Origin of the sequence: Streptomyces sp. NPDC051207 (genome assembly GCF_040682395.1) — a bacterium.
GTDB lineage: Bacteria > Actinomycetota > Actinomycetes > Streptomycetales > Streptomycetaceae > Streptomyces.
Window position 1 is genome coordinate 260,179 of record NZ_JBFBAX010000003.1, and the last position, 15,744, is coordinate 275,922.

9 protein-coding genes and 2 pseudogenes are annotated in these 15,744 nt (G+C 72.5%); 3 read left to right on the forward strand and 8 right to left on the reverse strand.

The genetic code is table 11. The features are described 5' to 3' along the window. Window positions 1-14: 14 nt before the first annotated feature. The 3 genes from pepN to AB0M97_RS04730 all read right to left on the reverse strand — a co-directional run bounded on the left by pepN (window position 15) and on the right by AB0M97_RS04730 (window position 3,721). Window positions 15-2,507 carry an aminopeptidase N gene (gene pepN, locus AB0M97_RS04720; protein ID WP_365959266.1) on the reverse strand — a complete coding sequence of 831 codons (2,493 nt, stop codon included), beginning with the start codon at window positions 2,505-2,507 and terminating at the stop codon, window positions 15-17. 57 nt (window positions 2,508-2,564) lie between these two features. Continuing rightward, the gene (locus tag AB0M97_RS04725; protein ID WP_365959267.1) at window positions 2,565-3,194 is read right to left on the reverse strand and encodes a response regulator; all 630 of its coding nucleotides are present in this window, start codon (window positions 3,192-3,194) and stop codon (window positions 2,565-2,567) included. Between the two features lie 182 nt (window positions 3,195-3,376). Next, the gene (locus AB0M97_RS04730) at window positions 3,377-3,721 is read right to left on the reverse strand and encodes a chorismate mutase (RefSeq protein ID WP_365959268.1); all 345 of its coding nucleotides are present in this window, start codon (window positions 3,719-3,721) and stop codon (window positions 3,377-3,379) included. Window positions 3,722-3,812: 91 nt separating this feature from the next. Here AB0M97_RS04730 and AB0M97_RS04735 point away from each other — a divergent pair. Next, window positions 3,813-4,705: pseudogene (locus AB0M97_RS04735) on the forward strand (hypothetical protein). A gap of 15 nt (window positions 4,706-4,720) precedes the next feature. Here AB0M97_RS04735 and AB0M97_RS04740 read toward each other — a convergent pair. Further along, a complete protein-coding gene (locus tag AB0M97_RS04740; protein WP_365959269.1) occupies window positions 4,721-5,443 on the reverse strand; it encodes a VWA domain-containing protein in 723 nt (240 codons plus the stop codon). A gap of 205 nt (window positions 5,444-5,648) precedes the next feature. On the opposite strand from AB0M97_RS04740, the gene AB0M97_RS04745 reads away from it, so the two are divergent. Further along, entirely contained in the window at window positions 5,649-6,557 is a 909-nt protein-coding gene (locus AB0M97_RS04745) for a chitosanase (protein ID WP_365959270.1), read from the forward strand. A gap of 133 nt (window positions 6,558-6,690) precedes the next feature. Here the strand turns inward: AB0M97_RS04745 and AB0M97_RS04750 are convergent, their stop codons facing one another. From AB0M97_RS04750 to AB0M97_RS04760, 3 genes are all read right to left on the reverse strand, one after another. Further along, complete coding sequence (locus AB0M97_RS04750) at window positions 6,691-8,154, reverse strand: glutamate synthase subunit beta (protein ID WP_365959271.1); 1,464 nt, start codon at window positions 8,152-8,154, stop codon at window positions 6,691-6,693. After that, complete coding sequence (gene gltB / locus AB0M97_RS04755) at window positions 8,147-12,739, reverse strand: glutamate synthase large subunit (protein WP_365959363.1); 4,593 nt, start codon at window positions 12,737-12,739, stop codon at window positions 8,147-8,149. The genes AB0M97_RS04750 and gltB overlap by 8 nt, the downstream gene beginning before the upstream one ends. 368 nt (window positions 12,740-13,107) lie before the next feature. Then, window positions 13,108-13,839, reverse strand: coding sequence for a VIT1/CCC1 transporter family protein (locus AB0M97_RS04760; RefSeq protein ID WP_365959272.1), 732 nt, complete (start codon window positions 13,837-13,839; stop codon window positions 13,108-13,110). 161 nt (window positions 13,840-14,000) lie between these two features. Here AB0M97_RS04760 and AB0M97_RS04765 point away from each other — a divergent pair. After that, a pseudogene (locus AB0M97_RS04765) lies at window positions 14,001-14,634 on the forward strand (CoA ester lyase); the annotation flags it as partial. Between the two features lie 66 nt (window positions 14,635-14,700). Here the strand turns inward: AB0M97_RS04765 and lgt are convergent. Then, window positions 14,701-15,651 (reverse strand): prolipoprotein diacylglyceryl transferase, encoded by a 951-nt coding sequence (gene lgt / locus AB0M97_RS04770; protein ID WP_365959273.1) that lies wholly within the window; start codon window positions 15,649-15,651, stop codon window positions 14,701-14,703. Window positions 15,652-15,744: the final 93 nt, after the last annotated feature.

Below are 15,744 nucleotides of genomic sequence, written 5' to 3' on the forward strand. Positions count from 1 at the left end.
TGCGGTGCGGCCCGCTATGCCTCCCGCACCCGCAGTGCCCGGCCGAGGTCGTCCAGCTGGTCGGCCAGCTTGCGGCGCAGGGCCGGGATCGGCTCGCCCTCGGCCAGGCACCGCTCGCCCAGGCGCAGGTTCTCCGCGTCGACGGCGTGGGCGGGGAAGGCCCAGCGGCCGGCGGCGTCGGCGATGGCCGGGCCCCGGCGGGCCGCGACGGCGACGGCGTCCTCGTAGTAGCGCGGCACGTACGCGCGGACCAGGTCGGCCTGCTCGGGCTGCCAGAAGCCCTGGGCGGTGGCCGTGAAGAGGTAGGTGGAGAGGCCGTCGGAGAGGAACATGGCCTCCCAGGCGCGGCTCTTGGCCTCGGCGTCGGGCAGCGCGGCACGGCAGCGGGCGGCGCCCTCCTGCCCGGCGGCGCTCGGGTCGCGTGCCAGCTCGGCGGCGATGGCGTCCTCGTCGGTGGCGCCGAGGACGGCGAGCCGGCCGAGGACCCGCCAGCGCAGCTCGGGGTCGAGTTCCGGGCCGCCGGGCACCGTGCCGTCGGCGAGCCAGGCGGCGATGGTGTCGGGGTGGGCGGCGACGTCGATGCGGTGGCGTACGGCGATCAGGCGCAGGCCGGGGTGGTCGCCGTCCTCGGTGCGGCGCATGAGGTCGCGGCACAGCTCGGACAGGGTGGCCAGCGCGGCGGGCCGCTGCCCGGGGTTCAGGTAGCGGTCGGCGATCTGGGTGGAGGCGAAGGCGAGCACGCCCTGCACGACGGCGAGGTCCCGCTCGTGCGGGAGGTGGGCGCGGGCGGCCTCCAGGTAGGCGGTGGGCGCCAGTTCGCCGTCGCGGACCGCGTCGCGCAGCGCGTTCCACACGACGGCGCGGGTGAGCGGGTCGGGCACGCCGGACAGGGCGGCGCGGACGGTCGTGAAGGACTCGGGGTCGAAGCGGACCTTGGCGTAGCTGAGGTCGCCGTCGTTGAGCAGGAGCAGGGCGGGGCGCTTGCCGAGGGGCAGCGGCTCGGTCTGCGGCACGTCGAGGTCGAGGCGCCGGCGCAGGGCGAGCCGGCCCTCGTCGGTGAGGTCGCGGTCGTAGAGGCCGACGGCGATGCGGTGCGGGCGGCTGCCGGTGCGGTCGACGGTGAGGGCGACGGTGCCGGCGCCGGCGGGGGTGACGCGGGGGGTGAGGGTGTCGACGCCGGTGGTGCGCAGCCAGGCGTCGGCCCAGGCGTGGACGTCGCGGTCGGTGGCGTCGGCGAGGGAGTCGATGAAGTCGGCGAGGGTGGCGTTGCCGAACTTGTGGCGGGCGACGTGGGTGTTGATGCCGGCGAGGAAGTCCTTCTCGCCGAGCCAGGCGACGAGCTGGCGCAGCGCGGAGGCGCCCTTGGCGTAGGAGATGCCGTCGAAGTTGAGCAGGGCGGAGGCGGTGTCGTCGACGGCCTCGGGGGCGACGGGGTGGGTGGAGGGGCGCTGGTCGGCGTCGTAGCCCCAGGCCTTGCGGGCGACGCCGAAGTCGGTCCAGGTGTCGGTGAAGCGGGTGGCCTCGGTGAGGGTCTGGTAGCCCATGTACTCGGCGAAGGACTCGTTGAGCCAGATGTCGTCCCACCAGCGCAGGGTGACGAGGTCGCCGAACCACATGTGGGCCATCTCGTGGGCGACGACCATGGCGCGGGTCTGCCGCTCGGTGTCGGTGACGGCGGAGCGGTAGACGAACTCGTCGCGGAAGGTGACCAGGCCGGGGTTCTCCATGGCGCCCGCGTTGAACTCGGGGACGAAGGCCTGGTCGTAGGAGTCGAAGGGGTAGGGCTCCTCGAACTTCTCGTGGTAGCGGTCGAAGCACTGCCGGGTGATGTCGAGCAGTTCGTCGGCGTCCGCGTCGAGGTGGGGTGCCAGGGAGCGGCGGCAGTGGATGCCGAAGGGCAGGCCGCGGTGTTCGGTGCGCACCGAGTGCCAGGGGCCGGCGGCGACGGCGACGAGGTAGGTGGAGATCCGGGGTGTCGGGGCGGCCTTCCAGCGGCCCTCGCCGAGGTGTTCGGTGATGCCGTTGGCGAGGACGGTCCAGCCCTCGGGAGCCGTGACGGCGAGGTGGAACTCGGCCTTGAGGTCGGGCTGGTCGAAGGCGGCGAAGACGCGCTGCACGTCGTCCAGGAACAGCTGCGTGTAGAGGTACGTCTCGCCGTCGGAGGGGTCGGTGAAGCGGTGCATGCCCTCGCCGGTGCGGGAGTAGCGCATGGCGGCGTCGACGCGCAGGTCGTGCTCGCCGGGGGTGAGGTTCTTCAGCGGCAGCCGGTTGCCGTCCAGGGTGTCCGGGGCGAGGGGTTGTCCGTCGAGGGTGACGGAGCGCAGCTCGGCGGGCTTGACCTCGACGAAGGTGTCCGTGCCGGCCTCGTCCTCGCGGACGGTGAACCGGATCGTGGTGCGGGAGTCGAAGGTCTCGTCGCCGGTCGTCAGATCGAGTTCGATCGTGTAGCGGTGGACGTCGAGGAGCCTGGCACGGGTCTGCGCTTCGTCGCGCGTCAGTACGGACATGCAGGACATGCTGCCTGATGCCGTGGGGCGCGGCACAGGGGCGGACCGGATCACGGATTATGTCCGGTCCTTCTCCAGTTCCCCGGCGCGGTCCGGGGCCGCCGGTCCCCCGGCGCGGTCCGGGGCCGGTTCCCCGGTGCGCCCGCGGTCGGGTTCCCCGGCGTGGTTCCGGCCGGGCCGCTGGAGCGGGACGCGGGAGTCGGGGTGCGGTCGTGCGGCGGGCCGCGGGAGGTCGGCGCCGGGGCCGCCGCGGGCGCCGAGCACGGCGCGCAGTTCGCTCACCTCCCGCTGGAGGGCGAGCTGCCGCTGGTGCGCGTCGTACAGGTAGCGGACCTTGGTGCGCAGGGCCGTCGGGTCGACGGGTTTGGTGACGAGGTCGGCGACGCCGAGGCCGTGGGCGGCGGCGGCCAGCGCGTGGTCCCGGCCGAAGCCGGTGAGCAGGACGACGGGAATGTGCTGGGTCTGTTCCAGGCGGCGCATGTAGCGCACCACGTCGAGGCCGCTGATGCCGGGCATGCGCACGTCCAGCAGGAGCAGTCCGACACGGCCGCGCAGCAGTTGCTTGAGCGCCTCGTCGCCGCTGGTGGCCCGGCTGAGCCGGTAGCCCAGCGGGGCCAGGGCGTTCTCCAGCGCGAAGAGGGTGTCCTCGTGATCGTCGACGATGAGGATTCCGGAATCGTGCGGCATGGCCCGACGTCCCTCCCTCCTGGCTGCCGGGTGGGCGACCAGTTTGGGCCCGAGGCTGACGGGGAGTGCTCGTCAGCTGACATGGAGTGCACAGAAGCATGCACCGAACGGGCCGCCCTGTCACTCCCCGGGGACGTCCGCCGGGGGTCCGTCGGCCACGGCGGCGGGGCGTCCGAAGGGGGTCAGTCGGCCACGGCGGTGGTGCCGTTCACGGTGTCGTCGGCGATGCGCTCGTGGTGGCGGATGACCTCACCGATGATGAAGCCCAGGAACTTCTCCGCGAAGGCCGGGTCGAGCCGGGCGCTCTCGGCGAGGGCGCGCAGCCGGGCGATCTGGCGGGCCTCGCGCTCGGGGTCGGCGGGCGGCAGCCGGTGGGCGGCCTTCAGGTGGCCGACCTGCTGGGTGCATTTGAAGCGCTCCGCGAGCATGTGGACGACGGCCGCGTCGATGTTGTCGATGCTCTCGCGCAGCCGGTCGAGCTCCGCGCGGACGGCGGGGTCGACGGCGCCGTTGTTGCTGGTGGTCATGGTGGATCAGCGTACGGCCCGGCGGGGACGGCCCGCGTCCCGGTCGCCGCCGTAGAGTGGAAGCGGGGCCAGGCGTCTTGGGGGTGAGGGCGTGGCGGACGACGGACCGGTCGAGCACGGCTTCCCGCACCTGGAGACGGTACGGGCCGCGATCACCGCGCTCTACCGGCGGCTGTCGTACGACACGATCCGGACGTTCGCGGGCAGTGTGGCCCCGGCGGACGTGGCGTTCTGCGACACCGACGACCTGTACCTGGGGGCGCAGCGGGTGGCGCGCGAGCTGGTGCTGCACCACCGCCTGCCGGACGCCCGGCTGATCGTCGGCTTCCGCGGGATGTCGCACGCGGCGAACGTCGAACTGGCCGCGGGACCCGAGTACTTCATCGAGCTGAACGACCGATTCCGCACCCACCGGCGGGACATCGGCGCGGCGCTGGCGCACGAGGTGATGCACGTGTACCTGCACCGCCTCGGGCTGTCCTTCCCGGGCACCCGGGACAACGAGATCCTCACGGACACGGCCTCGGCGTACCTCGGCGCGGGCTGGCTGCTGCTGGACGCCTACCGGGAGGACGCGGTGTCGTCGCAGAAGCTCGGGTACCTCACGCCGGAGGAGTTCGGCTACGTCCTCGCCAAGCGGGCCCTGGTGTTCGGTGAGGACCCGTCGGTGTGGTTCACCAGCCCGCAGGCGTACGCGGCGTACACCGAAGGGCTGGAGCTGGCCCGGCACGACGGGCGGCAGCCGCCGCTGACGGCGGCGGGCCGGGCGGGCCGGCGCCGCTACGCCCGCGACCGCCGCCGCGCCCAGGACGAGCAGGCCCGGGTGGCCCCTCCCGGCGTGCCCTACTCCTTCGCCGCGGGGGACGGCGGCGCGCTGCGGGTCTCGTTCCCCTGCCCGACCTGCCACCAGCGGATCCGGGTGCCGGTGCGGGGCTGCGGGCGCGGTGCGCGCTGTGCCGGACGGTGCTGGAGTGCGACACGTAGGGCGCGGCGGGCCGGTCAGGGCCGCACGATGCCCCGGGCACGGGCGGCTACCAGCCACGTCCGGAACTCCGCGACCAGCCGGTCGTACAGCTCGGCGTCGGGGACCCGGCGCGGGTCGTGGCCCGCGGGGAAGAAGCCCGCGTTGTCGACGGTCCGCTTGGCGGGGACGGGGAGTTCGTCGAGCTTGCGCAGGAAGTCGAACTGCCTGCTGTCCGGGTCGCCGAAGCCCACGAACTGCCAGAAGAGGGGAAGCTTCGCCGCCTTGCACAGGTACCGCTCGGCGGCGGGGCGGCTGAGGGGGCCTCCGTCGGTCTGGAAGACGACCAGGGCGGGGCCGGTGGCTCCGCTGTCGAGGTAGTGGTCGATGACGGCGTCCATCGCCAGGTGGTAGCTGGTCTTCCCCATGTGCCCGAGCCCGGCCACGATCCGCTCGACAGCGCCCTCGTGGCCGTCGAGCGCGATCTCGGCCACGGCGTCGACGTCCGTGGAGAAGAACACCACGGGCACGGTGCCGTCGTCGTCCAGGTGCGCCGACAGGCCGAGCACCCGGTCGGCGAGCGCCTGCACCGTGTCGTCCGCGTAGTACGGCCTCATGGAGCCGGAGCGGTCGAGGACGAGGTAGACCGCGGCGCGCAGCCCGTCCAGGCCGTGTTTGCGCAAGGACACCCCGGCGCTCTCGTACGGGCCGACCAGCGCGGGCGCGGTCTCCTCCACCTTGCGCGGACTGATCGCCGCCATCCGGCTCCCCCTCGTTCCCCGTGACCGGCTGCGAGCGTACGGCACGGCGGGCCCCGGCGTGCTCTGTTTCCCCAGGTCACGTGCCGGCTGTCCGCAGGTCACGGGCCGGTGGGCGGCCGGCGGCGGACTGCCGGCGGGCGGTGCCGTGGCGCTGGCGTACGCTTACGCGGTCCGTGACGGAAATGACCGGCGGAGGTACTCCCCAGTGAAGCGTTCAGGTGTGCTGTGGCTCGCGGCCGTTCCCGTCGTGGCGACCGCGGCCGTGTACCTGCTGGGGCCCGGCGAGTCCGGCGACGGGTCCACGGGCGGCCCGGCCGTCTCCGCCTCGCCCAACGCCCGCGAGGCCGCCAAGGAGCGCGCCGAGTCGGAGCGGGCCAAGGACGACGCGCTGGTCGCGAGCCGGCCGCCCGGCCTGGCCGACCCGGCGAAGAAGGAGCTGGCCCAGCAGATCCTGGCGAGCGCCGAGAACTCCACGCTGCGCTGGCGCGAGACCTACGGCGCCATCGAGGACCTCGGCGACGGCGTCGGCTACACCGCGGGCATCGTCGGCTTCTGCACCGGCACCCACGACCTGCTCGCCCTGGTCGAGGCCTACACCGAGGACCACCCGGACAACGGTCTGGCCGCCTACCTGCCCGCGCTGCGCGAGGTCGACGGCACGGACTCCCACGAGGGCCTCGACCCCGGCTTCCCGGCCGCCTGGCGGGCGGAGGCCGAGAAGCCGGAGTTCCGCGCGGCCCAGGAGGCGGAGCGCGACCGGGTGTACTTCGACCCGGCGGTGCGCATGGCCAAGCTGGACGGCCTCGGCACGCTCGGCCAGTTCGTGTACTACGACGCGATGGTCTTCCACGGACCGGACGCGAGCCCCGAGGGGTTCTACGGCATGCGCGAACGGGCCATGCGCAAGGCGAAGACACCGGGCGAGGGCGGCGGCGAGAAGGCGTTTCTGGAGGCGTTCCTCGACGTGCGCCGGGCCGCCATGCTGGCGAAGGAGCCGGGCGCCGACACCTCCCGCGTCGACACGGCCCAGCGCCGCTTCCTGCGCGAGGGCAACCTGGAGCTGAACACGCCCCTGACGTGGGCGGTGTACGGGGAGACGTACCGGATCCCCTGAGGGACGCGGGAAAGGCGGCGGCGCCTGCCAGGTGTCCGGTCGGGGACGGGTGGGCAGGCGCCGTCAGTGTTCCGTACGCCTTTGTACGGGACGCTTATGAATGACCGTCAGGTCACCTTTGTGATCCGGCGGTTCACACCGTCAGGGCGCGGTCCGTCGGACGGATCGGGGCCGGCAGCTCGCTCGCGCCGGTCAGGAAGCGGTCGACGCCGCGGGCGGCCGAGCGGCCCTCCGCGATCGCCCACACGATGAGGGACTGGCCGCGGCCGGCGTCACCGGCGACGAACACACCCGGCACGTTGGTCTGGTACTCGGCGTCGCGGGCGATGTTGCCGCGCTCGTCCAGCTCCAGGCCGAACTGCTCCACGAGGCCGTTCTCGCGGTCGGTGCCGGTGAAGCCCATCGCCAGCGTGACCAGCTGGGCGGGGATCTTGCGCTCCGTACCCGGCTTCGGGGCCAGCCTGCCGTCGACGAACTCCACCTCGGTCAGGTGCAGCCACTGGACGTTGCCGTCCTCGTCGCCCTCGAAGTGGGTGGTGGAGACGGAGTAGACCCGCTCGCCGCCCTCCTCGTGCGCCGAGGTGACCTTGTACAGCAACGGGAAGGTCGGCCACGGCTGCGAGACCGGGTTCCGCTCGTCGTTCGGGCGGGGCATGATCTCCAGCTGCGTGACGGAGGCCGCGCCCTGGCGGTGGGCGGTGCCCACGCAGTCGGCGCCGGTGTCGCCGCCGCCGATGACCACGACGTGCTTGCCCTCGGCCGAGATCGGGGGCGCCACGTAGTCGCCCTCCTGCACCTTGTTGGCCAGCGGCAGGTACTCCATGGCCTGGTGGATGCCCTTGAGCTCGCGGCCGGGGACGGGCAGGTCGCGGGCGGTCGTCGCGCCGACGGCCAGCACCACGGCGTCGTACCGCTTCTTCAGGTCGGTCGCCTTCAGGTCGCGGCCGATCTCGACGCCGGTGCGGAAGCGGGTGCCCTCCGCGCGCATCTGCTCGATGCGGCGGTTGATGTGCACCTTTTCCATCTTGAACTCGGGGATGCCGTAGCGGAGCAGGCCGCCGATGCGGTCCGCGCGCTCGTAGACGGCGACCGTGTGGCCGGCCCGGGTCAGCTGCTGGGCTGCGGCCAGGCCCGCCGGGCCCGAGCCGACGACGGCGACCGTCTTGCCGGACAGGCGCTCGGGGATCTGCGGGGCGACGTCCCCGGTCTCCCACGCCTTGTCGATGATCGAGACCTCGACGTTCTTGATGGTGACCGGCGGCTGGTTGATGCCGAGCACGCACGCCGACTCGCACGGGGCCGGGCACAGGCGCCCGGTGAACTCCGGGAAGTTGTTCGTGGCATGCAGCCGCTCCTGTGCGGCCGACCAGTCCTCGCGGTACGCGTAGTCGTTCCACTCCGGGATCAGGTTCCCGAGCGGACAGCCGTTGTGGCAGAACGGGATGCCGCAGTCCATGCACCGGCCGGCCTGCTTGCTGATGATCGGCAGCAGCGAGCCGGGGACGTAGACCTCGTTCCAGTCCTTGACGCGCTCCTCGACGGGACGGGTCTTGGCGACCTCACGGCCGTGGTTCAGAAAGCCCTTCGGATCAGCCATTGATCGCCGCCTCCATCATCTTCTCGTGCGTCTCGGACTCGGAGAGACCGGCTCGCTCGGCGGCGTCCTTGGCGGCGAGCACTGCCTTGTACGTGCTGGGGATGATCTTGCTGAAGCGCTGCACGGCGGTGTCCCACTCGGCGAGCAGCTTCTCGGCGACGGTCGAGCCCGTCTCCTCCCGGTGCCGGCGGACCACGTCGTGCAGCCACTGCCGGTCGGCCTCGTCCAGCGGCTGCACGGCGTCCAGGTTGCCGACGTTGACGTTGTCCCGGTCGAGGTCGACGACGTACGCGACGCCGCCCGACATGCCGGCCGCGAAGTTGCGGCCCGTCTCGCCGAGCACGACCGCCTGGCCGCCGGTCATGTACTCGCAGCCGTGGTCGCCCACGCCCTCGGAGACGACCAGCGCGCCGGAGTTGCGCACGCAGAACCGCTCGCCGACCTTGCCCCGCAGGAACATCTCGCCGCCGGTCGCGCCGTACGCGAGGGTGTTGCCCGCGATGACGCTGTACTCGGCGAGGTGGTCGGCGCCGCGGTCCGGGCGGACCACGATCCGGCCGCCCGACAGGCCCTTGCCGACGTAGTCGTTGGCGTCGCCCTCCAGGCGCAGCGTGATGCCGCGCGGGACGAAGGCGCCGAAGGACTGGCCGGCGGAGCCGGTGAAGGTGATGTCGATGGTGTCGTCGGGCAGGCCCGCGCCGCCGAACTTCTTCGTCACCTCGTGGCCGAGCATGGTGCCGACCGTGCGGTTGATGTTGCGGATGGCGACCTGGGCGCGCACCGGCGCCGCGTCGGTGGCCGAGTCGGCGGCCAGGGCGTCGGCGGCGAGCTTGATCAGCTCGTTGTCGAGCGCCTTCTCCAGGCCGTGGTCCTGGGCGATCACCTGGTGGCGGACCGCGCCCTCGGGCAGCTCGGGCACGTGGAACAGCGGCTCCAGGTTCAGGCCCTGCGCCTTCCAGTGGTCGACGGCGCGGGTCACGTCGAGGGCCTCGGCGTGGCCGACGGCCTCCTCGATGGAGCGGAAGCCCAGCTCGGCGAGCAGCTCGCGGACCTCCTCGGCGATGAACTGGAAGAAGTTCACGACGTGTTCGGCCTTGCCGGCGAACCGGTCCCTGAGGATCGGGTTCTGGGTGGCGATGCCGACCGGACAGGTGTCCAGGTGGCAGACGCGCATCATGACGCAGCCGGAGACGACCAGCGGAGCGGTCGCGAAGCCGAACTCCTCGGCGCCGAGCAGCGCGGCGATGACGACGTCACGGCCGGTCTTGAGCTGGCCGTCGGTCTGCACGACGATGCGGTCGCGCAGGCCGTTGAGCAGCAGCGTCTGCTGGGTCTCGGCCAGGCCCAGCTCCCAGGGGCCGCCCGCGTGCTTGAGCGAGGTGAGCGGCGAGGCGCCCGTGCCGCCGTCGTGGCCGGAGATCAGCACCACGTCCGCATGGGCCTTGGAGACACCGGCGGCGACCGTGCCGACGCCGACCTCAGAGACCAGCTTGACGTGGATCCGCGCCTGCGGGTTCGCGTTCTTCAGGTCGTGGATCAGCTGGGCCAGGTCCTCGATGGAGTAGATGTCGTGGTGCGGCGGCGGCGAGATCAGGCCGACGCCCGGCGTCGAGTGCCGGGTCCTGGCCACCCACGGGTAGACCTTGTGGCCGGGCAGCTGGCCGCCCTCGCCGGGCTTGGCGCCCTGGGCCATCTTGATCTGGATGTCGTCGGAGTTGACCAGGTACTCGCTGGTCACGCCGAAGCGGCCGGAGGCGACCTGCTTGATCGACGAGCGTCGCGCCGGGTCGTACAGGCGCTCCGGGTCCTCGCCGCCCTCACCGGTGTTGGACTTTCCGCCCAGCTGGTTCATGGCGATGGCGAGGGTCTCGTGCGCCTCCTTGGAGATGGAGCCGTACGACATGGCGCCCGTCGAGAAGCGCTTGACGATCTCGGAGGCCGGCTCGACCTCCTCGATCGGGACGGGCCCCCGGTCGGACTTGAAGCCGAACAGGCCGCGCAGCGTCATCAGGCGCTCGGACTGCTCGTTCACGCGCTCGGTGTACTGCTTGAAGATGTCGTAGCGGCCGGTGCGCGTGGAGTGCTGGAGGCGGAAGACCGTCTCCGGGTCGAACAGGTGCGGCTCGCCCTCGCGGCGCCACTGGTACTCGCCGCCGATGTCCAGCGCGCGGTGCGCCGGGGCGATGCCGGAGGCGGGGTAGGCCTTGGCGTGCCGGGCGGCGACCTCCTTGGCGATGACGTCGATGCCGACGCCGCCGATCTTGGTGGCGGTGCCGTTGAAGTACTTCTCCACGAAGGCGTCGTCCAGGCCGACGGCCTCGAAGACCTGGGCGCCGCGGTAGGAGGCCACGGTGGAGATGCCCATCTTGGACATGACCTTCAGGACGCCCTTGCCGAGGGCGTGGATCAGGTTGCGGATGGCCTGCTCGGGCTCCATGCCCGGCAGGAACGTCCCTGCACGGACCAGGTCCTCGACGGACTCCATGGCCAGGTACGGGTTGACCGCGGCGGCGCCGTAGCCGATCAGCAGGGCGACGTGGTGGACCTCGCGGACGTCACCGGCCTCGACCAGCAGGCCCACCTGGGTGCGCTGCTTGGTGCGGATGAGGTGGTGGTGGACGGCCGCGGTGAGCAGCAGCGACGGGATCGGCGCGTGCTCGGCGTCGGAGTGGCGGTCCGACAGGACGATCAGGCGGGCGCCGTTCTCGATGGCCGCGTCGGCCTCGGCGCAGATCTCCTCGAGGCGCGCGGCGAGGGCGTCGCCGCCGCCGTGCACCCGGTACAGGCCGGACAGCGTCGCGGCCTTGAAGCCGGGCATGTCGCCGTCGGCGTTGATGTGGATGAGCTTGGCCAGCTCGTCGTTGTCGATGACCGGGAAGGGCAGCACGACGGAGCGGCAGGACGCGGCCGTCGGCTCCAGCAGGTTGCCCTGCGGGCCGAGCGAGCTGCGCAGGGAGGTGACGAGTTCCTCGCGGATGGCGTCCAGCGGCGGGTTGGTGACCTGCGCGAACAGCTGCGTGAAGTAGTCGAAGAGCAGGCGCGGGCGCTCGCTCAGCGCGGCGATGGGCGAGTCGGTGCCCATCGAGCCGATCGGCTCGGCGCCGGCCTTGGCCATCGGCGCGAGGATGACGCGCAGCTCCTCCTCGGTGTAGCCGAAGGTCTGCTGGCGGCGGGTGACCGAGGCGTGCGTGTGCACGATGTGCTCGCGCTCGGGCAGGTCGCTCAGCTCGATCTCGCCGGCCTCCAGCCACTCGGCGTAGGGCTTCTCGGTGGCGAGCTGCTCCTTGATCTCGTCGTCCTCGATGATGCGGTGCTCGGCGGTGTCCACGAGGAACATGCGGCCGGGCTGGAGGCGGCCCTTGCGGACCACGCGGGCCGGGTCGATGTCGAGGACGCCGACCTCGGAGCCGAGGACGACGAGGCCGTCGTCGGTGACCCAGTAACGCCCGGGACGCAGGCCGTTGCGGTCGAGCACGGCGCCGACCTGGGTGCCGTCGGTGAAGGTGACGCAGGCGGGGCCGTCCCAGGGCTCCATCATCGTGGAGTGGAACTGGTAGAAGGCGCGCCGGGCCGGGTCCATGGAGTCGTGGTTCTCCCACGCCTCCGGGATCATCATCAGCACGGAGTGCGGCAGCGAGCGCCCGCCCAGGTGCAGCAGTTCCAGCACCTCGTCGAAGGACGCGGAGTCGGAGGCGTCGGGCGTGCAGATCGGGAAGATCCGCTCCAGGTCGCGGTCGCCGAACAGGTCGGAGACGAGCTGCGACTCGCGGGCGACCATCCAGTTGCGGTTGCCCTTGACGGTGTTGATCTCACCGTTGTGCGCGACGAAGCGGTACGGGTGCGCCAGCGGCCACGACGGGAAGGTGTTCGTGGAGAACCGGGAGTGCACGAGCGCGATCGCGGAGGCGAACCGGCGGTCGGACAGGTCCGGGAAGAACGGCTCGAGCTGGCCGGTGGTCAGCATGCCCTTGTAGACGATGGTCCGCGCGGACAGCGACGGGAAGTAGACGCCGACCTCGCGCTCGGCGCGCTTGCGCAGCGCGAACGCCTTGCGGTCGAGGTCGATGCCGCGGCTCTCGCCGTCGGAGACGAAGACCTGCCGGAAGGCGGGCATCGTGGAGCGGGCGGTGGCGCCGAGCAGTTCGGGTGCGACCGGGACCTCGCGCCAGCCGAGGACGGTCAGGCCCTCGTCGGCGGCGATCGTCTCGATGTGCGAGACGGCGTCGGCGAGGGTGTCCTCGGGCAGGAAGGCGATGCCGACCGCGTAGGCGCCCGCCTCGGGCAGCTCGAATCCGGCCACCTCGCGGAAGAAGGCGTCGGGCACCTGGGAGAGGATGCCCGCGCCGTCGCCGGAGTCCGGCTCGGAGCCGGTGGCACCGCGGTGCTCCAGGTTGCGCAGCACGGTCAGAGCCTGGTCGACCAGCGTGTGGGACGCCTCGCCGGTGAGGGTGGCGACGAAGCCGACGCCGCAGGCGTCGTGCTCGTTGCGGGGGTCGTACATACCCTGCGCAGCAGGGCGAGCATCCATGAAGGACCGGTTCTGGCCCTTCGCGGAGTGCTGGGACGGCTGGCGCGGCGTACGCATCGGCTCTCCCGTCGTCGTCATGTGGCATGTGCGGTGCCGAGGGACGACGTTGGCCCTCTGCGTGAGTGCAAAATTTCGTGCAGGTTACATGATGGAGCGGTTCTCGGGAACCGGATACTCCGTTCCAGCATGCGGACACCGCAGGGGTCGCGGCGAGGGTGTGGCGCCGGGTGGCGGAGGCGGTGGGGGGCGAGGCGGACAGATCGGTGTCCGTCGTCCCGACGGCGGGCCGGGCGTCGTCGCCCGCCCCGCGGATGCGCCGCGGGCCTCATTGCCCCCAGCGCTTACGGCTCATGCCCGGTGGTCACGCGCGCGAAACCAGCGAGTAACGGCTACTTATGCGGTCCTTCGCATAAGTAGGAGCCGCACTATCCTACGACCGTTCCGAACATCGTGCCCAGGGCGTACGTCACACCGGCCGCCGCGCCGCCCAGGGCGAGTTGCCGCAGCCCGCTGTACCACCAGGTCCGCGTCGTCACCCTGGCCACCACCGCGCCGCACAGGAACAGCCCGGCCAGCGCCACCAGCACGGCGGGCCACAGCGCGCTCGCGCCGAGCAGGTACGGCAGGACGGGCAGCAGGGCGCCGAGTGCGAACGAGCCGAACGACGACCCGGCCGCGACCAGCGGGGAGGGCAGATCGCCGGGGTCGACGCCGAGTTCCTCGCGGGCGTGGATCTCCAGGGCCTGCTCGGGGTCCTTCGACAACTGCCGGGCCACCTCGCGGGCGAGCCCCGGTTCGACGCCGCGGGACTCGTACAGGGCGGCGAGCTCGGCCTCCTCGTCCTTCGGGTGCTTGCGCAGCTCGCGGCGCTCGACGTCCAGCTCGGCCTCGACCAGCTCGCGCTGGGAGGCGACGGAGGTGTACTCGCCGGCCGCCATCGAGAAGGCGCCGGCCGCGAGTCCCGCGAGGCCGCTCAGGACGATGGTCTGCTGACCGGCCGCGCCGCCGGCCACGCCGGTCATCAGGGCGAGGTTGGAGACCAGGCCGTCCATCGCGCCGAAGACGGCGGGGCGCAGCCAGCCGCCGTTGACGTCCCGGTGGGTGTGGTTGCCGCGGTGCGCCTCGTGCAGCGCCGCCTCGGTCTCGATGATGGCCATGCCGGTCCCCCAAAAGGCTTCTTTGGACGAGTTCCATTTTTCGACAACACCAAAGGTACGCCGTTCATACCGGCCCTGCCAGCAAGGAAAGGCTGTTCTAACCTGCGGCTTTGCCCGTAACGCCCACCCCTGGGAGGAGAACCGCGTAGGGCATCCAGCGGCCGCAGCCGGTCCCGGTCAACGCCCTCGACGGCCCGTGGGGCGCGGCCGATTCTGGCGGGCGCTCGCCCCGGCCGCGGCCCTCGGCGGGCTGCGGCTGCCGAAGGTGACCGGCCCGTCGGACGTGGTCCGGCGGCGCTGCACACCGGCGAGAGCCCTCTGTACGCCCTGCTGGAGACGGCCCTGGGCGTCGGGCACGCCTTCGCGGTCGCCTCCTGCCACCCGGCGCCGCGCGGCATCGCGCTCGGCGGGGCCGGCCTCCGGGCCGGTCTGGGCGTACGGGACGACGCGGGCCGCGACCGGTCCCGCTCCGGGGTGATCGTGGCCGCGCGGGCGGCCGGGCTCGCCCCGCCGCCCCGGTCGGGGCACCCGGACACCCGTGACCCGGAAGGGCTTGCCGCGTCCCGCGCGCGGCCGGGCCCTGGGCTGCCTGGGCCGGGCGGCCATCCCTCCGCGCAGCTCCCGGTGATCGAGCGGGCGTATCTGCCGACGCGGCGGGAGATCGAGCAGGCGGAGACGGTCGTCAAGACGGCAGCTCAGGACGCGGGCGCGCAGGCCCTGGCGGAGCGCCGTTTCGTGGACGCGGCGGTGGCCGGGGCGGCCCGGCGCGCGTCGGCCCTGTCCCGCCGCCGTTGAACGCGCCCGGCAGTACGGCGAGGGCGCCCGGAGGAACTCCGGGCGCCCTCGCCGTACTGCCGGGGGTCACGACTTCTGCGTCGGCTCCGCCTCGGCCTCGTCCTTCGCACCGTCCGCGTCCACCGCGTCGGCCTTGTCGCCGTCCTCGACGTCGGCGTCCTTGGTGTCGGCGGCCTTGGCGTCGTCGGCGGCGGCGCTCTCCGTCCCCGGCTCGACCACGGCCTCGCGGCCCGGACGCTTCTTCGCCGACACGACGATGTAGACCACCGCGAGCAGGAACACGAGCAGCGCGGTCCAGTTGTTCAGCCGCAGGCCCAGGATGTGGTGGGCGTCGTCGACGCGCATGTACTCGATCCAGAACCGGCCCACGCAGTACGCGGCGACGTACAGCGCGAACGCCCGGCCGTGCCCCAGGGTGAAGCGGCGGTCGGCCCAGATGACGAGCAGCGCGACGCCGATGCACCACAGCGACTCGTACAGGAACGTCGGGTGGTACGTGCCCGGCACCCGGCCGTCCGCCGACGACGTGATCTCCACCGCCCACGGCAGGTCGGTCGACCGGCCGTACAGCTCCTGGTTGAACCAGTTGCCCCAGCGCCCCAGGGCCTGCGCGAACGCGATGCCGGGGGCGACGGCGTCGGCGTACGCCGGCAGCGGGATGCCCCGGCGCCGGCAGCCGATCCACGCGCCGACCGCGCCGAGCGCGATCGCACCCCAGATGCCGAGGCCGCCCTCCCAGATCTTGAAGGCGTCCACCCAGTCACGGCCCTCGCTGAAGTACAGCTGGTAGTCCGTGATCACGTGGTAGAGCCGGCCGCCGACCAGGCCGAACGGCACGGCCCAGACCGCGATGTCCGCAACCGTGCCGACCCGGCCGCCGCGGGCGACCCAGCGCCTGCCGCCGAGCCAGACGGCGATGAAGACACCGATGATGATGCAGAACGCGTAGCCGCGCAGCGGAACGGGGCCGAGGTACAGCACCCCGCGCGACGGGCTGGGAATGTAGGCAAGTTCCATGGCAGGGTCGACGCTACCGTGCCGGACCGCGCCCTCGGCAGCCGCACCGGCTACGGCTCCATAACGGGCGGGGACGAAACAGGCGGAGTCGCA

Bases quoted from the DNA above. Each gene is read 5' to 3' on its own strand.
- pepN (WP_365959266.1), bottom strand. From the start codon at position 2,507: ATGTCCGTACTGACGCGCGACGAAGCGCAGACCCGTGCCAGGCTCCTC.
- AB0M97_RS04725 (WP_365959267.1), bottom strand. From the start codon at position 3,194: ATGCCGCACGATTCCGGAATCCTCATCGTCGACGATCACGAGGACACC.
- AB0M97_RS04730 (WP_365959268.1), bottom strand. From the start codon at position 3,721: ATGACCACCAGCAACAACGGCGCCGTCGACCCCGCCGTCCGCGCGGAG.
- AB0M97_RS04740 (WP_365959269.1), bottom strand. From the start codon at position 5,443: ATGGCGGCGATCAGTCCGCGCAAGGTGGAGGAGACCGCGCCCGCGCTG.
- AB0M97_RS04750 (WP_365959271.1), bottom strand. From the start codon at position 8,154: ATGGCTGATCCGAAGGGCTTTCTGAACCACGGCCGTGAGGTCGCCAAG.
- gltB (WP_365959363.1), bottom strand. From the start codon at position 12,739: ATGCGTACGCCGCGCCAGCCGTCCCAGCACTCCGCGAAGGGCCAGAAC.
- AB0M97_RS04760 (WP_365959272.1), bottom strand. From the start codon at position 13,839: ATGGCCATCATCGAGACCGAGGCGGCGCTGCACGAGGCGCACCGCGGC.
- lgt (WP_365959273.1), bottom strand. From the start codon at position 15,651: ATGGAACTTGCCTACATTCCCAGCCCGTCGCGCGGGGTGCTGTACCTC.